The following is a 16,692-nucleotide window of genomic DNA, read 5'->3' as shown; positions in this document are numbered from 1 at the left end:
AGCTTCTTACTGCAGCAACTGACCGATACGGGCCATCGTATCGATGTCGTTGGCGACACGGGACGCGCTGTCGCCTGCATTCTGCCAGTAAACCAAAGCTCCGGTTTCCTTGGCAACAGCCTGCGCGCGCTCACTCATGACCGTCTTTTCTGCAACGGCAATGATTTTGTCGCGCACGTCCTGCGGAGTATCCTTGGTCACAAACAGACCGTTCCAAAGTGCAATGTTCAGGCTTTCGTCAAGCTCACCAATGGTTGGCGCATCAGGGACCAGCGGAATGCGCTCGTCAGTGATCGAGACCAGTACCTTGATCTGGTCAAGGCAAGGCAGAACCAACTGCAAGGTCGTATTGATAACGTCCGCATCTCCCGAAGCCAAAGTGTTGCAGTCAAGCGCATCAAACGCGGCATCCGAACCCCAGTCAAAACCGGCATTCTTGGCATAGGCCTTTGTCACCTGCGTCGGGGTCAAGACATCCCCGAAATGACCCAGCGCCACGTCGTTCTCCTTGGCGTAGGCCGCCAATTCTTCCATCGAGGAGTAGGGAGCATCGCCGCTTGTGGCGATCACGAAAGGATAGGTTAGGAAAATCCCAAGCGGATCGAATTTCTCGGGCGTCAGCGGTGGGATGTCGATCTGGTGGCCCATTACCGGCACACCGATCACGAATGAACCGATTGTGTAACCATCAGCAGGCGCGCTCGCGACTTCGATCGCCCCCGGGAAGGGCCCGCCGCCACCGCCTGGTTTGTTCACAACCGCTGCTGCAACTCCGTATTCCTTCTGGAAGTCTTCGGCGATCATTCGGGTCAGGACATCTTCAAGGTCACCCGGAGGCCAAGGCACAATGAAATTGACTGGCTTTTCCGGATATTCAGCGAACGCTGTTCCGGCGGTCATGGCCACGGCGGTAAGTGCCCCCGCGATTGTGGTGGTGAGTTTCATGCGGTCCTCCCTAAGACGCAGGTTGTGATTGGTTCGCTATATGAACCATCGGTTTAAAATAGATTGACTCCCCACCCAGCCTTCTGTCAACAATTTCTGCAACCGGCGCGGCCGAAAATCATTAACAGCCCAACAAACGGGCGCAGACAATCGACGGGAACCCTGATGGGAACAGTATCCAAAGCCCTGTCTTTACTGACACTTTTTAACCACGGCCGGTTGGAAATCGGGTTGAGCGACATCACCCGGCTCTCAGGCATGAACAAGGCAACCGTGTATCGCCTGATGAGCGAGTTGCAGGCGCAGGGATTTGTAGAACAGGTTGGCTCGGACCGTGCCTACAGGCTTGGCCCCGAGGTTTTGCGACTGGCCGCCCTGCGTGAAGCCGCCGTGCCAATCCTGTCGGTCTCTCAGGATATCCTGAAAAAACTTTGTGATCTGACCGGGGAAACAGCGCACGTCTCTCTCGTTCGCGGAAAGCAGCTCAACACATTAACCCACGCCTACAGCCCGCGGCACGGAACGCGTGTTACGATGGAAGATGCCGAGATCCTATCGTTTCATGCGACCGGATCGGGGCTTGCCTATCTGGCCTTTGCGCCATCCGCATTTGTCGAAGATGTATTGGCACAACCCCTCTCGCGGCATACGACCGAGACCGAAACCGACCCAAAGAGATTGCGGGAAGCCATCTCGAAAGCCCGGATTCTTGGAATTGCAGAATCCGTTGGCGGGTTCGAAGCGGATGTGCATTCACATGCCGCGCCGATCTTTGGCCCGAACCGGGAACCGATAGGATCCTTGGCCGTCGCAGCGCCGGTTGCGCGGATCACGCCGGATCTGAAGACCCTGATCCGCAGAGAGGTCAAGATTGCGGCTCTGGATTTGACACACCGGATCGGCGGTTTCTGCCCTTCAGACTACCCGCAGGAGAAAGCCGCATGACGCGAGCCCTAATCCTCGATTTCGGTGGAGTCGTCACTCGGACATTGTTCGAAACACATGACCTGACCGAGGCTGCTCTGGGACTTCCCCCCGGAAGCTTGACATGGCGCGGGCCGTTCGAGCCGGAAACAGACACGCTCTGGCAGGACATGCAGGCCGGCAAACTGTCAGAAAGAGACTATTACGCCACCCGCACCGTCGAAGTCGGATGGATGATTGGTCAGGACTGGACCGAAATGGCGCAGTTTGTGCGTGCAGCGCGCGGTGCCGATCCTGATGCGGTCATCCGGCCGGAATTTCGGGCTGCCATCGACGCCGCCGCCGTCAGCGGTATTCGACTGGCTATCCTTTCAAATGAGCTCGACCTGTTCTACGGCGCGGACTTCCGGGACAAACTTCCGTTTCTAGAGCGGTTCGAAGTGATCGAGGATGCCACTTACTCGGGCATACTGAAGCCGGATCCGCGTGCCTATCAGGCCTGTCTGAACAGGTTGGGTTTGCCCGCAAACGCCTGCGTATTTGTCGACGACCAGCAGCGCAATGTTGACGGTGCAATCGCACTGGGAATCCCGACCGTGAAATTCGACGTCGCCGATCCGGCGACTGGATATCAAACTGCCCTGCAAATGTTGGGCGTGACCGAGGAGCTGAGCTCATGAAAGACTCCAACTTCCTAAAGGAAATGAATGCACGGTCGCTGTGGCACCCGATGGCGCACCCGGCTGATTGCCAGCAGAATCCGCCAACGATTGTAACCGACGCCGCCGGGGTTCGGATCACGGATATAGTCGGCCATGAGGTCGTGGATGGCGTTGGCGGGCTGTGGAACGTAAATCTTGGATTTTCCTGCCAGCCAATCAAGGATGCTATTGCCGCGCAACTCGATCGGCTGCCCTATTATTCGATCTTTCGTGGAACCACCAATGACACCGTAATCCAGCTGGCCGAAGAACTCCGCGCGTTTTTCGAACCTGATGGCCTGACCAGGGCGTTCTATACTTCAGGCGGCTCGGATTCCGTAGAAACAGCCCTGCGACTGGCGCGCCAATACCACAATGTTCGCGGGGAAACGGGACGCGTGAAATTCCTGAGCCTCAAGAAAGGGTATCACGGCACTCATTTCGGCGGCGCATCAATCAACGGCAACGCGAATTTCCGCACAGCCTACGAGCCGTTGCTTGCCGGGTGCCATCACATTCCGGCGCCTTACACGTATCGCAATCCGTTCAACGAGACCGATCCGGAGAAACTCGCCCAGCTGTGCCTGAATGCACTCGAAGACGAGATCGCGTTTCAGGGTGCTGGAACCATCGCGGCCTTCATCATGGAGCCCATTCTCGGCGCGGGCGGCGTGATCCCTCCACATGAAAGCTTCATGCCCGGCGTGCGGGAAATCTGCAGCCGGAACGGCATTCTTCTGATCGCTGACGAGGTCATTACAGCATTTGGCCGCACCGGCAGCTGGACCGGGTCCCGGCACTGGGGCGTTCAGCCCGACATGATGACCACTGCCAAAGCCATAACCAACGGATATTTCCCGTTTGGCGCGGCAATGATTTCTGAACCGGTGGCGCAGGTGTTTGAAGAGGATCAAACCGGACGGGCTGCGATTGGTCATGGCTATACCTATTCTGGCCATCCGGTGGGTGCCGCAGCCGCATTGGCCTGTCTTGAGGAAACTCAGAAACTGAACGTTCCCGAAAACGCGGCCGCGAGAGGCACCCAGCTGTTCGAAGGGTTCCGGAAGCTGCAGAAAAAACACGATCTGATCGGCGACGTCCGCGGAGGGCACGGGTTGATGACCGCGATGGAGCTTGTCAGCGACCGGGCCACCAAGACCCCGATCGACAAGGGAACGATCAGCGCCATTCAGGAGGCAACCTATCGGGCTGGTGCAATGGTCCGTGTATCCGGCCCGAACATCATGCTGTCTCCACCCCTCATTCTGACCGAAGATGACGCGTCGACGATACTCTCCGCTTTGGACGAAGGGTTTGCCTCGGTGGCTGGCTAAAGCCAATTCGGATTAGACGCCGCCCGGAGTTCACCCCGGGCGGCCGGCACTCAAATCTCAGGCACGTTGAGCACCAACCCGTCAAGATCCGGATGCACTTCGATCTGGCAGCTCAGGCGGCTTTCCGGGCGTCGCTCGGCCGCCGCGATGTCGAGCATGGCGTCTTCGAAGTCTTCGACAGATCCCGTTCGATCCAGCCAAGCAGCATCGACGTAAACGTGGCAGGTCGCACAGCTCAGGCACCCGCCACACTCCCCGATCACGCCAGGAACGGTGTTGGCGACGGCGGCTTCCATCAGAGACTGACCTTCGTCCACTTCTGCGCTGACCTCACGCCCGTCCGGCAATTTCCAGGTGACCTTCATCAGGCACTCCTTACACAGAATAGACGTAGAAATCGCGCAATGCGTCGCCTTCAAGATCGCGGGTCTTGCGCACTTCTTTCTGCTTCATAAACACATGATTGGCGACCAGTTCAGGTCCGACAGCCTGAGCAAGAACCGTATCACGTTCAAGATCGGCCACCGCGCCCTTCAGATCGATTGCCGTGCCTTCTTTGGCATCTGTTCGATCAAAACCGTCCCCGGTTTCCATCGGCGGCAGTGCATGCCCGTTTTCTACGCCAAGCCGGGCCGCGTGCAGCACGGCAGCAACAGCCGTGTATGGGTTGGCCGACGCGTCCGCCATCCTGTGCTCCAATCGCGCCTTGGCCCCACCTTCGGAACTGATCCGGGTGGTCACATTCCGATGGTCGCCACCCCAATTTTGCCAAAAACCCGAAAGGGATCCCGGTTGCAGGCGCATGTATGAGTTGGCGGTCGGCGCAATCAGCCCTGCAAGCCCTTTGTGATGATGCAACAATCCGGCGAGGCAGCCCCGCGCAAGGTCATTCATGTGATCCGGTCCGCCTCTTGGCCCCGACGACAAGGCATTGCCGCCGCTCTCGTCGGAAAAGGAGAAGTTGATATGCATCCCCGATCCACCTGCTTCGGCGATTGGCTTGGGCATGAAAGTTAGGACAATTCCATATTCCAAGGCGATCTCGCGGGCCATGAGACGGAACAGAACGATGTCGTCCACTGCCGTGATCGCATCATCGAATGTGAGCGTGTATTCGAACTGCGGACTATCGAATTCGGCTGTAATCATGTCGAGCGAGAATCCCATCTCGTCCGCCATTGCCCAGATCCGATCGTTGAACCGCAGGGGATCCGAATACGGACCCGTGCCATAAACAACGCCGCCCGGCGCGTCATACGGAACGAGCCGCCCATTGTCATCTGCCTGCAATGCAAATGCCTCAAGTTCTATGCCGACCTTGGGAACCAGACCGTGTTTTTTCCAGTCACTCACGGCGCGCCGCAATGCTCCCCTCGGACAGAGTGGCAGCCGCTCCCCCTCGTCATCGTAGAGATCTCCCAGAACGATCTTTGTGTCTGCGTGCCAGCTGTCTCGGATATCGTCGTGGAGCCATTTCAGCTCCATGTCCGGCAACCCCTGTTTCATTTTGGCGCCCGGTGCATCAAGCAGATCGCGGTCATAATGAACGCCAAATGTCGAGACACAGAACCGGGTGCTGTCGTCGCCAATCTTGGAATTCGGCAGGTATTTTCCTCGCATGACGCTGAGGTGGTCGCAATAAAGGGCGCGTAGGCGGTCTTTCATGTCCGAACTCCTCCAAATGGACCGCCCGCCTTCCCGGTTACGGCTTGCTTCATTAACCTGTTCACCTTAGCCGAGCGGCGATGCCTCGCCTAGGCGCGGGCGACAGTAACAGGCAGTTCTTTGATCCCGCCCACGAAATTCGAACGCAGAAACTTATGTGGCCCAGCTGGTTGAATCGAGCAAATTCTCTTGGCCAATTCCTGAAAAAGAACCCGCACCTCCAGACGCGCAAGCCACATTCCAAGACATACGTGCGGCCCGCCCTGACCAAAACTCAAGTGCCGGTTGGGATTTCGAAACAGGTCGACCCGATATGGGTCTTCAAACATGCTTCCGTCCCGGTTGGCCGAAGCAAACCAATAGAGCACCTTGTCGCCCTCCCGGATTGTCTTTCCGTGCATTTCGAAATCCTGCGTGGCCGTACGGCGAAAATACAACGCAGGAGTCGCCCATCGAATGATCTCATCCGGTGCGGTTTCCCAGATATCATCACCTGCACGCATCTGTTCCAGCAGTTCGGGTTGGTGGCACATCGCCTGGATCCCTGCTGCGATGGAATAGCGCGTGGTGTCGTTCCCGGCAGCGACCACAAGGCAAAAGAAGTTGCGAAACTCGGTCTCGGTGATGATGGAACCGTCCTTGGCCGGTTGCAGGATCATGTGCAGAACACCCGATGTGTCCCCGGCTTTTTCCTTTTTCTCCATCAACTCTTTGGCATAGGCGTACAGTTCTGCACCCGCCGGGGAATTGAACGGCATCATCCGAAATTCGTCAGTGTCCAGTTTATCGAGAACATGGCTGGTGAAATCGGGATCGGTGTTGGCAATCAGCGCATCTCCTTTTTCAACAAGCCATGGCAGGTCTTCATCCGGAAGCCCAACAATCCGGCCCAGCATGCGCATCGGCAACTGCCGTGCGATCTCCTTCGTCGCGTCAAAGGTCTCTTGTTCGAGCACTTCATCGAGAATGTCCACGCAGATACTGCGGATTTCGTCTTCGTATTGCGCCATTGTTGTCCGCGAAAACGCCTTCATCAGCTTCATTCGTGTCTTGGAATGCTCTGGCGGATCGGTTTCCTGAAATGTGCGGCGGGCGAGGTATTCTTCGTATGTCTGGTCTTCCATCCGGATACCGCGAGCCGAAGAGAATACCTGCGTGTTGCGGTTCATGGCCGAGATGTCTTCGTGCCGGGTTACAGACCAGAAATCCTGACCGCCGGCATAAGATGTCCAATGCAACGGGTCTGCTTGGCGCAACCTGGCGAACGTGTTGTGCGGAGGGCCGTCGACAAAAGCATCGTGACTGCTGAGGTCCGCGTTACCGTCATCTGTGGGTATCCAGACTGTCATGTTTTGACTTTTTCCGCTTTCGTTTATATGTATATTAATGATGATACTAAATATGTAAATGAAATATTCTCGATGCAAATCAAGCACCTCGCCATTCTCATGACCAATACGGATGAAAGCTCCTTTGCGCATCGGCACCCCAAGGATGGCGTAAAATTTACGGATCTCATCCAAATGGTCCGCCCGGATTGGACACTTGAGGTGTTTCCTGTGAAGGATGGCGTGTTTCCTGAAGACCTCTTTTCGTTTGACGGTTTGATTATCACAGGCAGCCCCGCCTCGGTCGGCGACAACGCACCGTGGATTTCCGATCTGGTTGGCCTCATCAAGACGGCCCGCGACGCCCGGATCCCAATGTTTGGCGCCTGTTTCGGTCACCAAGCCATCGCGCTTGCCCTTGGCGGGAAAATTGGTCCGAACCCGAACGGCTGGGTGCACGGTCTGACGCGCAATAGCCTGCAGGCGTATCCAGACTGGACCAAGGATCTGCCGGAAGAAGTGAAACTGTATGCCAGCCACAAGGAGCAGGTCGTTTCCGCACCCGCCGAGGCAACTGTTCTCAGCAGCGGGCCGGATTGCCCGATTTCAGGGTTTGTCGTGGACCGCTACATTTATACAACCCAGCATCATCCGGAAATGACGCCCGGTTTCATTGCCGCTTTGACCGACGAGATGCAGGAAGAACTGGGGCAGGATGCATATGAGACCGCACGGGCGAGCCTGACTGAACATTCCGATCAACGCGCCTTTGCCGAGAGCATCGCCCGCTTCTTTGAGCAGGCCTCTTAACCACAGCCGGCAAATCACCCCAAGGCGGCAAGAAGATCCATAACTGTTACCTGATCGAACTGCACATGCCGGATCATCCGAGCCTCGGCCTCCGAGGCATTGTGATCAGCGATCAACGCAGCCAGTTCACGATGTTCCTTGGCGGACCTGGCAATAGAACCGGGATAGCGATACCGAGCACGATAGTACGCAAGCAGTTTCCGCGCATTCGTCTTGATCATTTCCACCAGAAACGGATTGCCCGATCCCAACGCAACCATTTCGTGAAACCGCAGATTCAGTTGATAATACCCATCGGGATCACCATCACCCTTTTCTTGTGCGTGGGCTTCGCAGGCGCATACGATCTTTTCCAGATCTGCAGTCTGCGCAGGTGTCATCCGGCGCGCTGCCAATCCTGCGGCCTGTCCTTCGAGCTTTGCGTGAACTTCGAGAATGGCAAGGAATTCTTCCAAAGTGGGCCTGAACAGAACCGCGCCCTTGCGCGGCAGACGGCGGATCAGCCCGACAGCTTCGAGCTGGATGAATGCTTCGCGAACCGGTGTCCGGGACACGCCATGCGCCGCCATCAACGGCGCCTCTTCCAGCACGTCGCCGGGATTGAGGCCACCTCGTTCGATCTCTTTGAGAATTGCCGAAAGAACCTGCCCTGTCTGACCCGCCATTACCGTCCCCGCTGTCCGTGCTGGCCAGCCTAGGGCGCTGCGCCCAAAGGCGCAATCCAATGAGATCGGCTGTGGGCTCCACATCCGAAGACACGTTTTTTTGACAAGTCCAAATTCAAGAACGGCTGAAACGATCAATCAGTTCAGCAGTGCCAAAACGGCACGGGGCAGTGACTAGCCCAGCAATACGGAAAACGCCGCATAAAGGCCCGAGCCTGCTACGACCACCGCGATCGAAATCATCACCTTTTCAAAAATGGTCAGGTTCTGGTTGGGTATGTTTGAATCTCTCATGAGCAGCTAAATAACGGATTTCCCGGCGTGGATAATCCGTTTATCTGACCCTGCGCGATTTCCTGCCCGGCTGTTGCCGAAACGAAATGGTCACACGCGCTGTGCAAGCACAACCGCATGTAGATCGACCCCACTTTACAGGGCCTTACAGGCACCTTTACGCGGCGGCCAGATTTGGCCGATACAACCGGTGGAGATCACCAAGATGTTTCAAAACTGAAACGTGACTCCTGACCCCGGGAAACCCGCCCGCAGATCACCAGCGTCACACCTGCACGCCCTGCTCTTTACTATTGCCAAATTCTTGTGATGGACCAAACTGTTTAGCTATAGGAAACAGTTTGTTTCCTGTGATTCTCCCTGCCGGCCAAATCCCCCGGACGGCGGGGAGAACACATTTCCCGGCTCCCCTTCACCCCAGACATCAATTTTCGACCCGATTTCGGCAAGAAAGGACAATTTCCCTCTGCATACTGTGGTCTTTTTGCCGCGAATCTCCTATCTCAACGCAACTTCAACAGTCAGAGATTTTCAGACCCGTGTTCGATCTTCCCGCTCTGCGCACCTCGCTGGCAGAGAAATACGACCTGAGCCCCTCCCCCGAACTTGCCGAAGAGATGAGCGACATCTACCAAAAGATGTCCCGCGTCGTGACGCCGGCCGACTGGGCAATCTATGCCCCCTATGTGAAGGCGATCAACCAGCTCAAGACCGAACGAAATGCCGTCGTTCTTGGTCACAACTACATGACACCCGAAATTTATCACGGGATCTCTGATTTCGTCGGCGACAGCTTGCAGCTTGCCATGAAGGCAACCGAGGTCGAAGCAGATATCATCGTTCAATGCGGCGTGCACTTCATGGCCGAGACCTCAAAAGTTCTCAGCCCGGAGAAGATCGTCTTGATGCCGGACATGGAAGCCGGATGCTCATTGGCCGAGTCGATCACGGCAGAAGGGATCGAAGAGATGCGCCGCCGGTACCCAGGCGCCCCGGTCGTGTCCTATGTCAACACAACAGCCGAGGTTAAGGCAGCGTCGGACATCTGCTGTACCTCCTCGAATGCGGAACAGATCATTTCGGCGCTGGACGCAGAAACCATCATTATGACACCGGACCAGTATCTGGCGCAAAACGTCGCCCGGAATGTTCCGGAGAAGAACATCGTCTGGTGGGAAGGGTCGTGCATCGTGCACGAACAATACACAGCACAGGATTTGCGTGACTTCCGGGAATGGAATCCCGGAACACGGTTGATCGCCCATCCGGAATGCCCGCCAGACGTCGTTGCCGAGGCAGACTTCTCCGGCTCGACCAGCGGCATCCTGAACTACGTCACCAAGGAAAAACCTGAAAAAGCGCTACTGATAACAGAGTGTTCGATGGCTTCGAACATCGCAGACGAGCTTCCCGAAGTGGAATTTGTAGGACCCTGCAACATGTGCCCCTACATGAAAAAGATCACACTGGAGAAGGTTCTTTATTCGCTCGACACCATGACCGGCCAAGTCGAAGTCGATCCGGCAGTCGCAGAAAAAGCCCGCCTGGCAGTGCAGCGTATGCTTGATCTTTCGCGCAAGCTGGGGCTCTGATCTCACGCGTGCAGGCGCATGCCTCCCTAGGTGGGGCAAAGCTCGGGGCGCGGCTTGCCAGCGCACAAACCCAGCCGAAAAGGGCAGCGCGCCCATGTGCGACGGTCGCCCCGGATGCATGGGCGTCGGAGGGCTTTTCTGAATTGTCAGAGGCCAGTGTCATTCCAACTTCGACCCTTACCGGAAACGCCGGGGACCCTTTTGACGAAATCGAACACGTCGGGGCTGGTCGGCATATTCAATTTCGTTTCGATTAGAAACTTCTAGGTCCGCAATGAACGCCGCCAACACCATCGTAAAGGAACAGGCATGACCCGATCCTCACTTCCCGACTTGATTCTGGAGCCACTGGTTCGAAATGCGCTGATGGAGGATATCGGCAGCTACGGCGACATCACCACACGGACCGTGATCCCCGCCGGGACCAGGTATCAGGCTCGCCTGAACGCCCGCGAAGATGCGGTGGTTTCCGGCATGCAGGTGGCCGAACTGTCCTTTCGGCTGGTCGATCCCTCGCTTGTGATCACCCGGCATTCCGCCGACGGTGACCGCTGCCGGAAAGGGGAAACTCTGATGGAGATCCGGGGCGACGCTGCCTCAATACTAACTGGCGAGCGGGTCGCTCTGAACCTCGCCGGCCGGTTGACTGGAATTGCGACGCAAACCGCTGCATTTGTGGACAAAACCAAGGGCACCAAGGCGCGCATAACCTGCACGCGAAAGACGACACCAGGTCTGCGCATTGTCGAAAAACAAGCCGTTTTGCATGGAGGCGGGTTCAATCACCGGTACTCCCTGTCAGATGCGATCCTGATCAAAGACAATCACATTGCTGCGGCCGGTGGCGTCCGCGCTGTCCTCCAGGCCACCAAGGCCCAAGTGTCGCATATGATGAAGGTGGAAATCGAAGTCGACCGACTGGATCAGCTGTCCGAAGTGCTCGAAGTTGGGGGTGCCGACGTTGTTCTGCTGGACAATATGGACCCGGAGATGTTGCGGGAGGCGGTATCAATGGTCGACGGGCAGATGGTGACTGAGGCCTCGGGCAACGTCACCCTCGAAACGGTTGGAATGATTGCTGCAACCGGGGTCGACTACATCTCATCCGGGGCCCTGACACACTCTTACCGGACCATCGATCTGGGCCTCGATTTCTGAAATCGGTGCCGGAGGGGCCGTTTCCTGGCCGGTAACGGATTCAGTTGCCTGTCGGATCGACTTGATCCAACTCATTCAGAAGGTCGAGCAGCAATTCGTATCGATCCTGACCGAGCTTTTCCTGTAGCTGCTCTACAAGCGCGATGCTGGTCGACAGATTGTCCTTGATCACCTTGTTTCCGCTGGCAGTGATCTGCACGACTTGCCTGCGCTTGTCATCGCGATCTTTCCGACGCTGGATCAGAGATTTCTCTTCCAGCTTTTGCAGGATACGCGTGAGGCTCGGCAGCAAGAGGCACGCCTGATCCGCAATTCTGGTCGGATCCATCGGCCCGTTTTCGTCCAGAACCCGCAGAACGCGCCATTGCTGTTCCGTTATGTCCACATCGCTCAGCATCTCCCGAATTGGCCCCATGACCCGCTCGCGCGCGCGCAAAAGTGCAATTGGAAGTGAACGGTTCGTCGTTGGTCTGAGCTCTGTCATGCAATGATATTGCAAAGGCCTGCGCCCAAGCGCAATGCGACTCGAACGCGGGATTGACAAATGCTGGAAAATAAATAACATGTTAACTAAATTTGGAGACGAGTCGTGCCCCACCTGAGTCTGGATTATTCTGCAAATGTCGAGGAATGGATCGACCTTTCCACATTTTGCGAACACCTCCGGATTGCCATGATCGACACGGGGGTTTTTCCTCTGGCCGGCGTTCGCGTAAGGGCCTTTCGTGCCAGCCATGTCTCGATAGCTGACGGTAACAAAGATCACGGATACATCGATATCTCGGTCCGCTTGCGCTCTGGACGCGATCTAGAAACCCGGAAGAGAGCAACGAAACAGATCTTTTCCGCGGCCGAGTTATTTCTGGAGCCGGCGATGAAAGCGCATTCTCTCGCCTTGTCCTTCGAGATGCGGGACATCGATCCGGAGCTTTCTCCGAAAACCGGCACTATTCGCGACCACCTGAAACGGGAGGAATCCTGATGAGCGAACTTACCAGCAATGTCGAAAAGCTGAATTCTTACCTTCAGCGGTTTCAGCAAAACGGAGTTCTCAACCTCATCGGTGGAAAATCTGGTCCGGCGATGTCGGGAGCCGAGTTTGAAACCACTTCGCCCGTGGATGAAAGCCTGATCTGTCGCGTCGCTCGTGGCGGAAGCGAAGACATCGACGCCGCGGCCGAAGCGGCACGCAAGGCATTTCCAGCCTGGCGGGATATGCCGGCCCCCGAACGCAAAAAGATCCTGCACAAGATCGCCGACCTGATCGTTGAACGCGCCGAGGAAATCGCACTGTGTGAGTGCTGGGATACCGGTCAGGCGCTGCGCTTCATGTCCAAGGCTGCCCTGCGCGGAGCCGAAAATTTCCGCTTCTTTGCAGATATGTCGACGTCAGCGCGGGACGGACAACAGCTGCAGTCGCCAACATTGATGAACGTGACGACGCGTGTGCCGATCGGTCCTGTCGGGGTCATCACACCTTGGAATACGCCCTTCATGCTCTCCACGTGGAAAATCGCCCCGGCCTTGGCAGCTGGCTGCACCGTGGTTCACAAACCGGCCGAATTTTCGCCGCTGACCGCTCGGATACTGGCCGAGATAGCCCACGAAGCCGGCCTGCCACCGGGAGTTTGGAATCTTGTCAACGGATTTGGCGAGGAAGCCGGCAAGAGATTGACCGAACATCCCGACATCAAGGCCATTGCCTTTGTCGGCGAAAGCAAGACCGGATCAATGATCATGAAGCAGGGAGCGGATACGCTCAAGCGGGTGCATTTCGAGCTTGGCGGCAAGAACCCGGTCGTCGTGTTCAACGACGCCGATCTGGACCGGGCGCTGGATGCGGCAATCTTCATGATCTATTCGCTCAACGGCGAGCGGTGCACCTCTTCGTCGCGACTGCTATTGCATGAGACAGTCGCCGACGAGTTCGAGACCAAGTTGATTGAACGCGTGAACAGGATCAATGTTGGCCACCCTCTGGATCCGGCCACCGAGATCGGACCTCTGATCCATAAGGTGCATTTCGACAAAGTTACTTCGTATTTCGATATCGCCCGGCAGAATGGCGCAACCATCGCCGCAGGCGGATCGCGCGTCGGAGATACCGGCTGGTTCGTCCGGCCCACCCTTTTTACCGGGGCGACCAACGACATGACGATTGCTCAGGAGGAGATCTTTGGGCCGGTCCTGACATCCATCCGATTTCGGGATGAGGACGAAGCCTTGCGCCTTGCGAATGACACCCAATATGGCCTGACTGCCTATGTTTGGACCAATGATCTAACACGAGCCATGCGATTTACCGACAAGCTCGAGGCCGGGATGATCTGGGTCAACAGCGAGAATGTCCGTCACCTGCCCACCCCCTTTGGCGGCGTGAAGGCCTCGGGCATCGGGCGTGATGGCGGCGACTGGTCCTTCGAGTTTTTCATGGAGCAAAAACACATCGGCTTCGCTCTGGGACAGCACAAGATCCCGCGCCTTGGCGCGTGAAGACACAGAGATACGCCAACGCGAACTTCTGTGGAACGCTGTGGTTCAGCCCGACCCGCAAACAGACCGGAGGACAAAATGGGAGAAATCGTTCTCGCCGCTAAATGCACCCATGTTCCGACCATGCTGATGTCGGAACAGCCCGGCCGACTGGAAGGCACCCGAAAACCTGCCATAGACGGACATCGCGAAATCGCGCGCCGGGCAAAAGGACTACGCGCCGACACCATCGTGATCTGTGATACGCATTGGATGATCAATGCCGGGTTCCACATCAACGCCAATCACCGATTCAAGGGTCTGTTCACTTCGAACGAGTTTCCGCAATTCATCCAGAACCTGCCTTATGAATACGCAGGCAACTCTGAACTTGGCGACGCCATCGCCGAATGTGCGTCCAGCAAAGGCGTCCACACGCTGTCGCACAAGCTGGATTCACTGGAGTTGGAGTACGGGACGCTGGTGCCCATGCGTTTCATGAGCCGCGAAGGGGATTTCAAGGTCGTATCGATCGCCGCATGGTGCACCGTCCACGATCATAAGGAAAGCCGCGTTGTCGGCGAAGCCATCCGCGAAGCCGTGGAGGCTTCGGACAGCAGGGTGCTGTTGATCGCATCCGGTTCCATGTCCCACAAGATCTGGGCAAACAAGGACTATGCCGCCAACAACGGGACGTTCACCATCAGCTCCGAATTCAACCGGCAAATGGATCTGCGCGTTCTGGAGCTTTGGCAAAAAGGCGAACATGCAACCTTTCTGAAGATGCTGTCGGAATATGCCGACCACTGTTGCGGAGAGGGATCCATGCACGATACCGCCATGCTTTATGGCGCATTGGGTTGGGATGACTACGATGCCCCCTGCGAAATAGTCACCGAGTACTTTCCCTCGTCCGGAACCGGGCAGACAAACGTTATCTTCCCGGTCAGCAACGCTCGATAGACTAAGATCAGAACAAGGTAGAGGACCATGTGCCAGAACGAGGACATCATCTACGGCAGCGATGCACAAATCGCTCTCGTTCGACGTGCCCTCGCTCTGCGACGGTTCTTTCGGGATGACCCGCAAATGACCTTTCAGGGGCGCACGATTTCCTGGCTGGCGCGCGGCCCGGAAGAGGCTGGTATTGTGATCGACCTGTGCCGTCTGCAAGGATATGCCAGTGCACAATTCGTTGCCAGGACAGACAGCCGCTCCTTCCAGAATGCATATGAACAAGCTGGCCTTATCCCGATCGAATGGGACCAATTCCATGGGCGGGATAGCGCACAGAAGGCCAGTGCCGAATTCCTTGCCACGTATTCTCCGCCGGAGGGCCTGAGACTATGTTCCGTCACCACCAACACGCCTGACGATCGAATTCACGCGCTGTGCCAAATGTCTTCGGAAAACGGAGTGCTGCAGCCGCCCGGCTCGGTAATGCGCGGAGATGGGCCGCCTGGTATCATACTCTACGTCGAAACAGACAGCGGAGATGTCGTTGCAACCGGGGGCGGTTTCATGGCGTATCATCCTCAGAGTGACCGCCGCGATGAGGCGTTCTGGGGAATGCTCGCCACCGCTCCATCGTGGCGCGGCCACCGGCTGGCCCGTTGGGTCGGTGCCGCCGCCATCCGTGAATTGACCCATAGATTTGGCGCGCGCGGGTTCTCCAGCGGCGTGAAACCAGACAATCTGGCCTCGCAGGCCATGTGCACGCGCCTCGGCGTGACCCGTTCTGACCGGGTCTATGCCGGCGCAATCGACCCTGAACTGACCGGTGGCGGATCACCCACCCGCTAAACGCAAGGAGTTACTCTGATGCCTGTCCCTGCCCCGAACCTGTATCCACCGTTCAACATCGTTCGGCTGAGCCATGTGGAGTACCGTGTAACTGACCTTGCGGCCTCCCGTGCGTTTTACGTCGACACTCTTGGCCTGCAGGTCACACATGAAGATCCCGCCCGGATCTATCTGCGTGCAATGGAAGAGCGCGGACATCACTGCATTGTTCTGGCGCAAGCCGGCACGGCGGATGTTGGCGTTTTGGGATTTAAACTCTACGACGAACCAGATCTGGAAAAGGCCGCCACGTTTTTTCAGGACCGCGACTTGCCAGTGGAATGGGTCACCCGTCCTCATATGGGGCGCACGTTCCGCACTCGGGATCCATGGGGTATTCCACTTGAATTCTATGTGAAAATGGAGCGCCTGGAACCGATCCATCAGAAATACCGACTCTACAATGGGGTCAAACCGCTGCGTATTGACCATTTCAACATGTTCTCTGCAGATGTGGACGCCAGCGTCGCCTTCTACAACGACATGGGGTTCCGGGTGACGGAGTTCACAGAGGATGACGAAAGCGGCAAGGTCTGGGCCGCTTGGATGCACCGCAAAGGCGGTGTGCACGACGTGGCCTTTACCAACGGCCTCGGACCGCGACTGCATCACACAGCATTCTGGGTGCCCACTCCACTCAACATCATCGACCTGCTCGATCTGATGTCAACAACCGGATATGTCGGCAACATCGAACGAGGACCGGGCCGGCACGGGATTTCAAACGCGTTCTTCCTGTATGTCCGCGACCCCGATGGCCACAGGATAGAAATCTATTGCTCAGACTATCAGACAGTCGACCCGGACCTCGAACCTATCAAATGGTCGCTTACCGACCCTCAGCGCCAGACACTGTGGGGGGCTCCCGCCCCACGTAGCTGGTTCGAGGAAGGCTCCAGTTTCGAAGGCACCGAACCGGTGCCCAGCAAACTGAAAGCACAACCGATCATTGCCCCCTAAGG

Annotated in this window: 17 protein-coding genes; 11 read left to right on the top strand and 6 right to left on the bottom strand. The window is 56.9% G+C overall.

Features of this window, described 5'->3' with window-relative positions; all coding sequences use genetic code 11:
• Positions 1 to 6 precede the first annotated feature (6 nt).
• A complete protein-coding gene (locus tag ACP15U_RS07670) occupies positions 7 to 945 on the bottom strand; it encodes a tripartite tricarboxylate transporter substrate-binding protein (protein ID WP_425044563.1) in 939 nt (312 codons plus the stop codon).
• A 165-nt stretch (positions 946 to 1,110) separates the two neighbouring features.
• On the opposite strand from ACP15U_RS07670, the gene ACP15U_RS07665 reads away from it, so the two are divergent.
• The 3 genes from ACP15U_RS07665 to ACP15U_RS07655 are packed head-to-tail and all read left to right on the top strand — an operon-like array spanning position 1,111 to position 3,904.
• On the top strand, positions 1,111 to 1,890 hold the full coding sequence (locus tag ACP15U_RS07665) for an IclR family transcriptional regulator (RefSeq protein ID WP_425044562.1): 780 nt from the start codon (positions 1,111 to 1,113) through the stop codon (positions 1,888 to 1,890).
• Positions 1,887 to 2,549: an HAD-IA family hydrolase gene (locus ACP15U_RS07660; protein ID WP_425044561.1), complete on the top strand. Its 663-nt coding sequence runs from the start codon at positions 1,887 to 1,889 to the stop codon at positions 2,547 to 2,549. The genes ACP15U_RS07665 and ACP15U_RS07660 overlap by 4 nt, the downstream gene beginning before the upstream one ends.
• The gene (locus ACP15U_RS07655; protein WP_425044560.1) at positions 2,546 to 3,904 is read left to right on the top strand and encodes an aspartate aminotransferase family protein; all 1,359 of its coding nucleotides are present in this window, start codon (positions 2,546 to 2,548) and stop codon (positions 3,902 to 3,904) included. The genes ACP15U_RS07660 and ACP15U_RS07655 overlap by 4 nt, the downstream gene beginning before the upstream one ends.
• Before the next feature lie 50 nt (positions 3,905 to 3,954).
• Here ACP15U_RS07655 and ACP15U_RS07650 read toward each other — a convergent pair whose 3' ends face one another.
• From ACP15U_RS07650 to ACP15U_RS07640, 3 genes are all read right to left on the bottom strand, one after another.
• Positions 3,955 to 4,269, bottom strand: coding sequence for a 2Fe-2S iron-sulfur cluster-binding protein (locus ACP15U_RS07650; protein ID WP_425044559.1), 315 nt, complete (start codon positions 4,267 to 4,269; stop codon positions 3,955 to 3,957).
• A gap of 10 nt (positions 4,270 to 4,279) precedes the next feature.
• On the bottom strand, positions 4,280 to 5,569 hold the full coding sequence (locus ACP15U_RS07645) for a glutamine synthetase (protein WP_425044558.1): 1,290 nt from the start codon (positions 5,567 to 5,569) through the stop codon (positions 4,280 to 4,282).
• 89 nt (positions 5,570 to 5,658) lie between these two features.
• On the bottom strand, positions 5,659 to 6,918 hold the full coding sequence (locus ACP15U_RS07640; protein ID WP_425044557.1) for a cytochrome P450: 1,260 nt from the start codon (positions 6,916 to 6,918) through the stop codon (positions 5,659 to 5,661).
• A gap of 72 nt (positions 6,919 to 6,990) precedes the next feature.
• Between ACP15U_RS07640 and ACP15U_RS07635 the strand changes: the two genes are divergently transcribed.
• Complete coding sequence (locus ACP15U_RS07635) at positions 6,991 to 7,707, top strand: type 1 glutamine amidotransferase (RefSeq protein ID WP_425044556.1); 717 nt, start codon at positions 6,991 to 6,993, stop codon at positions 7,705 to 7,707.
• Between the two features lie 14 nt (positions 7,708 to 7,721).
• Here the strand turns inward: ACP15U_RS07635 and ACP15U_RS07630 are convergent, their stop codons facing one another.
• Positions 7,722 to 8,372 carry a GntR family transcriptional regulator gene (locus ACP15U_RS07630; RefSeq protein WP_425044555.1) on the bottom strand — a complete coding sequence of 217 codons (651 nt, stop codon included), beginning with the start codon at positions 8,370 to 8,372 and terminating at the stop codon, positions 7,722 to 7,724.
• An 833-nt stretch (positions 8,373 to 9,205) separates the two neighbouring features.
• Here ACP15U_RS07630 and nadA point away from each other — a divergent pair.
• On the top strand, positions 9,206 to 10,258 hold the full coding sequence (nadA, locus tag ACP15U_RS07625) for a quinolinate synthase NadA (protein ID WP_425044554.1): 1,053 nt from the start codon (positions 9,206 to 9,208) through the stop codon (positions 10,256 to 10,258).
• A gap of 309 nt (positions 10,259 to 10,567) precedes the next feature.
• Positions 10,568 to 11,416: a carboxylating nicotinate-nucleotide diphosphorylase gene (gene nadC / locus ACP15U_RS07620; protein ID WP_425044553.1), complete on the top strand. Its 849-nt coding sequence runs from the start codon at positions 10,568 to 10,570 to the stop codon at positions 11,414 to 11,416.
• 40 nt (positions 11,417 to 11,456) lie between these two features.
• Here nadC and hpaR read toward each other — a convergent pair whose 3' ends face one another.
• Complete coding sequence (gene hpaR / locus ACP15U_RS07615; RefSeq protein ID WP_425044552.1) at positions 11,457 to 11,900, bottom strand: homoprotocatechuate degradation operon regulator HpaR; 444 nt, start codon at positions 11,898 to 11,900, stop codon at positions 11,457 to 11,459.
• 105 nt (positions 11,901 to 12,005) lie between these two features.
• Here hpaR and ACP15U_RS07610 point away from each other — a divergent pair, with 105 nt between their 5' ends.
• The 5 genes from ACP15U_RS07610 to hpaD (ACP15U_RS07590) all read left to right on the top strand — a co-directional run bounded on the left by ACP15U_RS07610 (position 12,006) and on the right by hpaD (ACP15U_RS07590) (position 16,690).
• Positions 12,006 to 12,398, top strand: a complete 393-nt coding sequence (locus ACP15U_RS07610) for a 5-carboxymethyl-2-hydroxymuconate Delta-isomerase (RefSeq protein ID WP_425044551.1) — start codon at positions 12,006 to 12,008, stop codon at positions 12,396 to 12,398.
• Entirely contained in the window at positions 12,398 to 13,909 is a 1,512-nt protein-coding gene (gene hpaE / locus ACP15U_RS07605) for a 5-carboxymethyl-2-hydroxymuconate semialdehyde dehydrogenase (protein WP_425044550.1), read from the top strand. Before ACP15U_RS07610 ends, hpaE begins: the two co-directional genes overlap by 1 nt.
• A gap of 78 nt (positions 13,910 to 13,987) precedes the next feature.
• Entirely contained in the window at positions 13,988 to 14,851 is an 864-nt protein-coding gene (hpaD, locus tag ACP15U_RS07600; RefSeq protein ID WP_425044549.1) for a 3,4-dihydroxyphenylacetate 2,3-dioxygenase, read from the top strand.
• A gap of 27 nt (positions 14,852 to 14,878) precedes the next feature.
• Positions 14,879 to 15,691, top strand: coding sequence for a GNAT family N-acetyltransferase (locus ACP15U_RS07595; RefSeq protein WP_425044548.1), 813 nt, complete (start codon positions 14,879 to 14,881; stop codon positions 15,689 to 15,691).
• An 18-nt stretch (positions 15,692 to 15,709) separates the two neighbouring features.
• Complete coding sequence (gene hpaD / locus ACP15U_RS07590) at positions 15,710 to 16,690, top strand: 3,4-dihydroxyphenylacetate 2,3-dioxygenase (RefSeq protein ID WP_425044547.1); 981 nt, start codon at positions 15,710 to 15,712, stop codon at positions 16,688 to 16,690.
• The last annotated feature ends 2 nt before the right edge of the window (positions 16,691 to 16,692 follow it).

Origin of the sequence: Primorskyibacter sp. S87 (assembly GCF_049801055.1) — a bacterium.
GTDB lineage: Bacteria > Pseudomonadota > Alphaproteobacteria > Rhodobacterales > Rhodobacteraceae > JBNAGF01.
Note: the sequence above shows the minus strand (reverse complement) of the source record. Positions and strands in the feature narration are given on the sequence as shown.

What these genes read in the sequence shown, in the direction of transcription:
- hpaD (WP_425044547.1), top strand. Translation starts at nt 15,710, where the DNA reads ATGCCTGTCCCTGCCCCGAACCTGTATCCACCGTTCAACATCGTTCGG.
- ACP15U_RS07645 (WP_425044558.1), bottom strand. Translation starts at nt 5,569, where the DNA reads ATGAAAGACCGCCTACGCGCCCTTTATTGCGACCACCTCAGCGTCATG.
- ACP15U_RS07670 (WP_425044563.1), bottom strand. Translation starts at nt 945, where the DNA reads ATGAAACTCACCACCACAATCGCGGGGGCACTTACCGCCGTGGCCATG.
- ACP15U_RS07630 (WP_425044555.1), bottom strand. Translation starts at nt 8,372, where the DNA reads ATGGCGGGTCAGACAGGGCAGGTTCTTTCGGCAATTCTCAAAGAGATC.
- ACP15U_RS07635 (WP_425044556.1), top strand. Translation starts at nt 6,991, where the DNA reads ATGCAAATCAAGCACCTCGCCATTCTCATGACCAATACGGATGAAAGC.
- ACP15U_RS07640 (WP_425044557.1), bottom strand. Translation starts at nt 6,918, where the DNA reads ATGACAGTCTGGATACCCACAGATGACGGTAACGCGGACCTCAGCAGT.
- ACP15U_RS07650 (WP_425044559.1), bottom strand. Translation starts at nt 4,269, where the DNA reads ATGAAGGTCACCTGGAAATTGCCGGACGGGCGTGAGGTCAGCGCAGAA.
- ACP15U_RS07595 (WP_425044548.1), top strand. Translation starts at nt 14,879, where the DNA reads ATGTGCCAGAACGAGGACATCATCTACGGCAGCGATGCACAAATCGCT.
- hpaR (WP_425044552.1), bottom strand. Translation starts at nt 11,900, where the DNA reads ATGACAGAGCTCAGACCAACGACGAACCGTTCACTTCCAATTGCACTT.
- ACP15U_RS07665 (WP_425044562.1), top strand. Translation starts at nt 1,111, where the DNA reads ATGGGAACAGTATCCAAAGCCCTGTCTTTACTGACACTTTTTAACCAC.
- hpaD (WP_425044549.1), top strand. Translation starts at nt 13,988, where the DNA reads ATGGGAGAAATCGTTCTCGCCGCTAAATGCACCCATGTTCCGACCATG.
- ACP15U_RS07660 (WP_425044561.1), top strand. Translation starts at nt 1,887, where the DNA reads ATGACGCGAGCCCTAATCCTCGATTTCGGTGGAGTCGTCACTCGGACA.
- nadC (WP_425044553.1), top strand. Translation starts at nt 10,568, where the DNA reads ATGACCCGATCCTCACTTCCCGACTTGATTCTGGAGCCACTGGTTCGA.
- ACP15U_RS07655 (WP_425044560.1), top strand. Translation starts at nt 2,546, where the DNA reads ATGAAAGACTCCAACTTCCTAAAGGAAATGAATGCACGGTCGCTGTGG.
- hpaE (WP_425044550.1), top strand. Translation starts at nt 12,398, where the DNA reads ATGAGCGAACTTACCAGCAATGTCGAAAAGCTGAATTCTTACCTTCAG.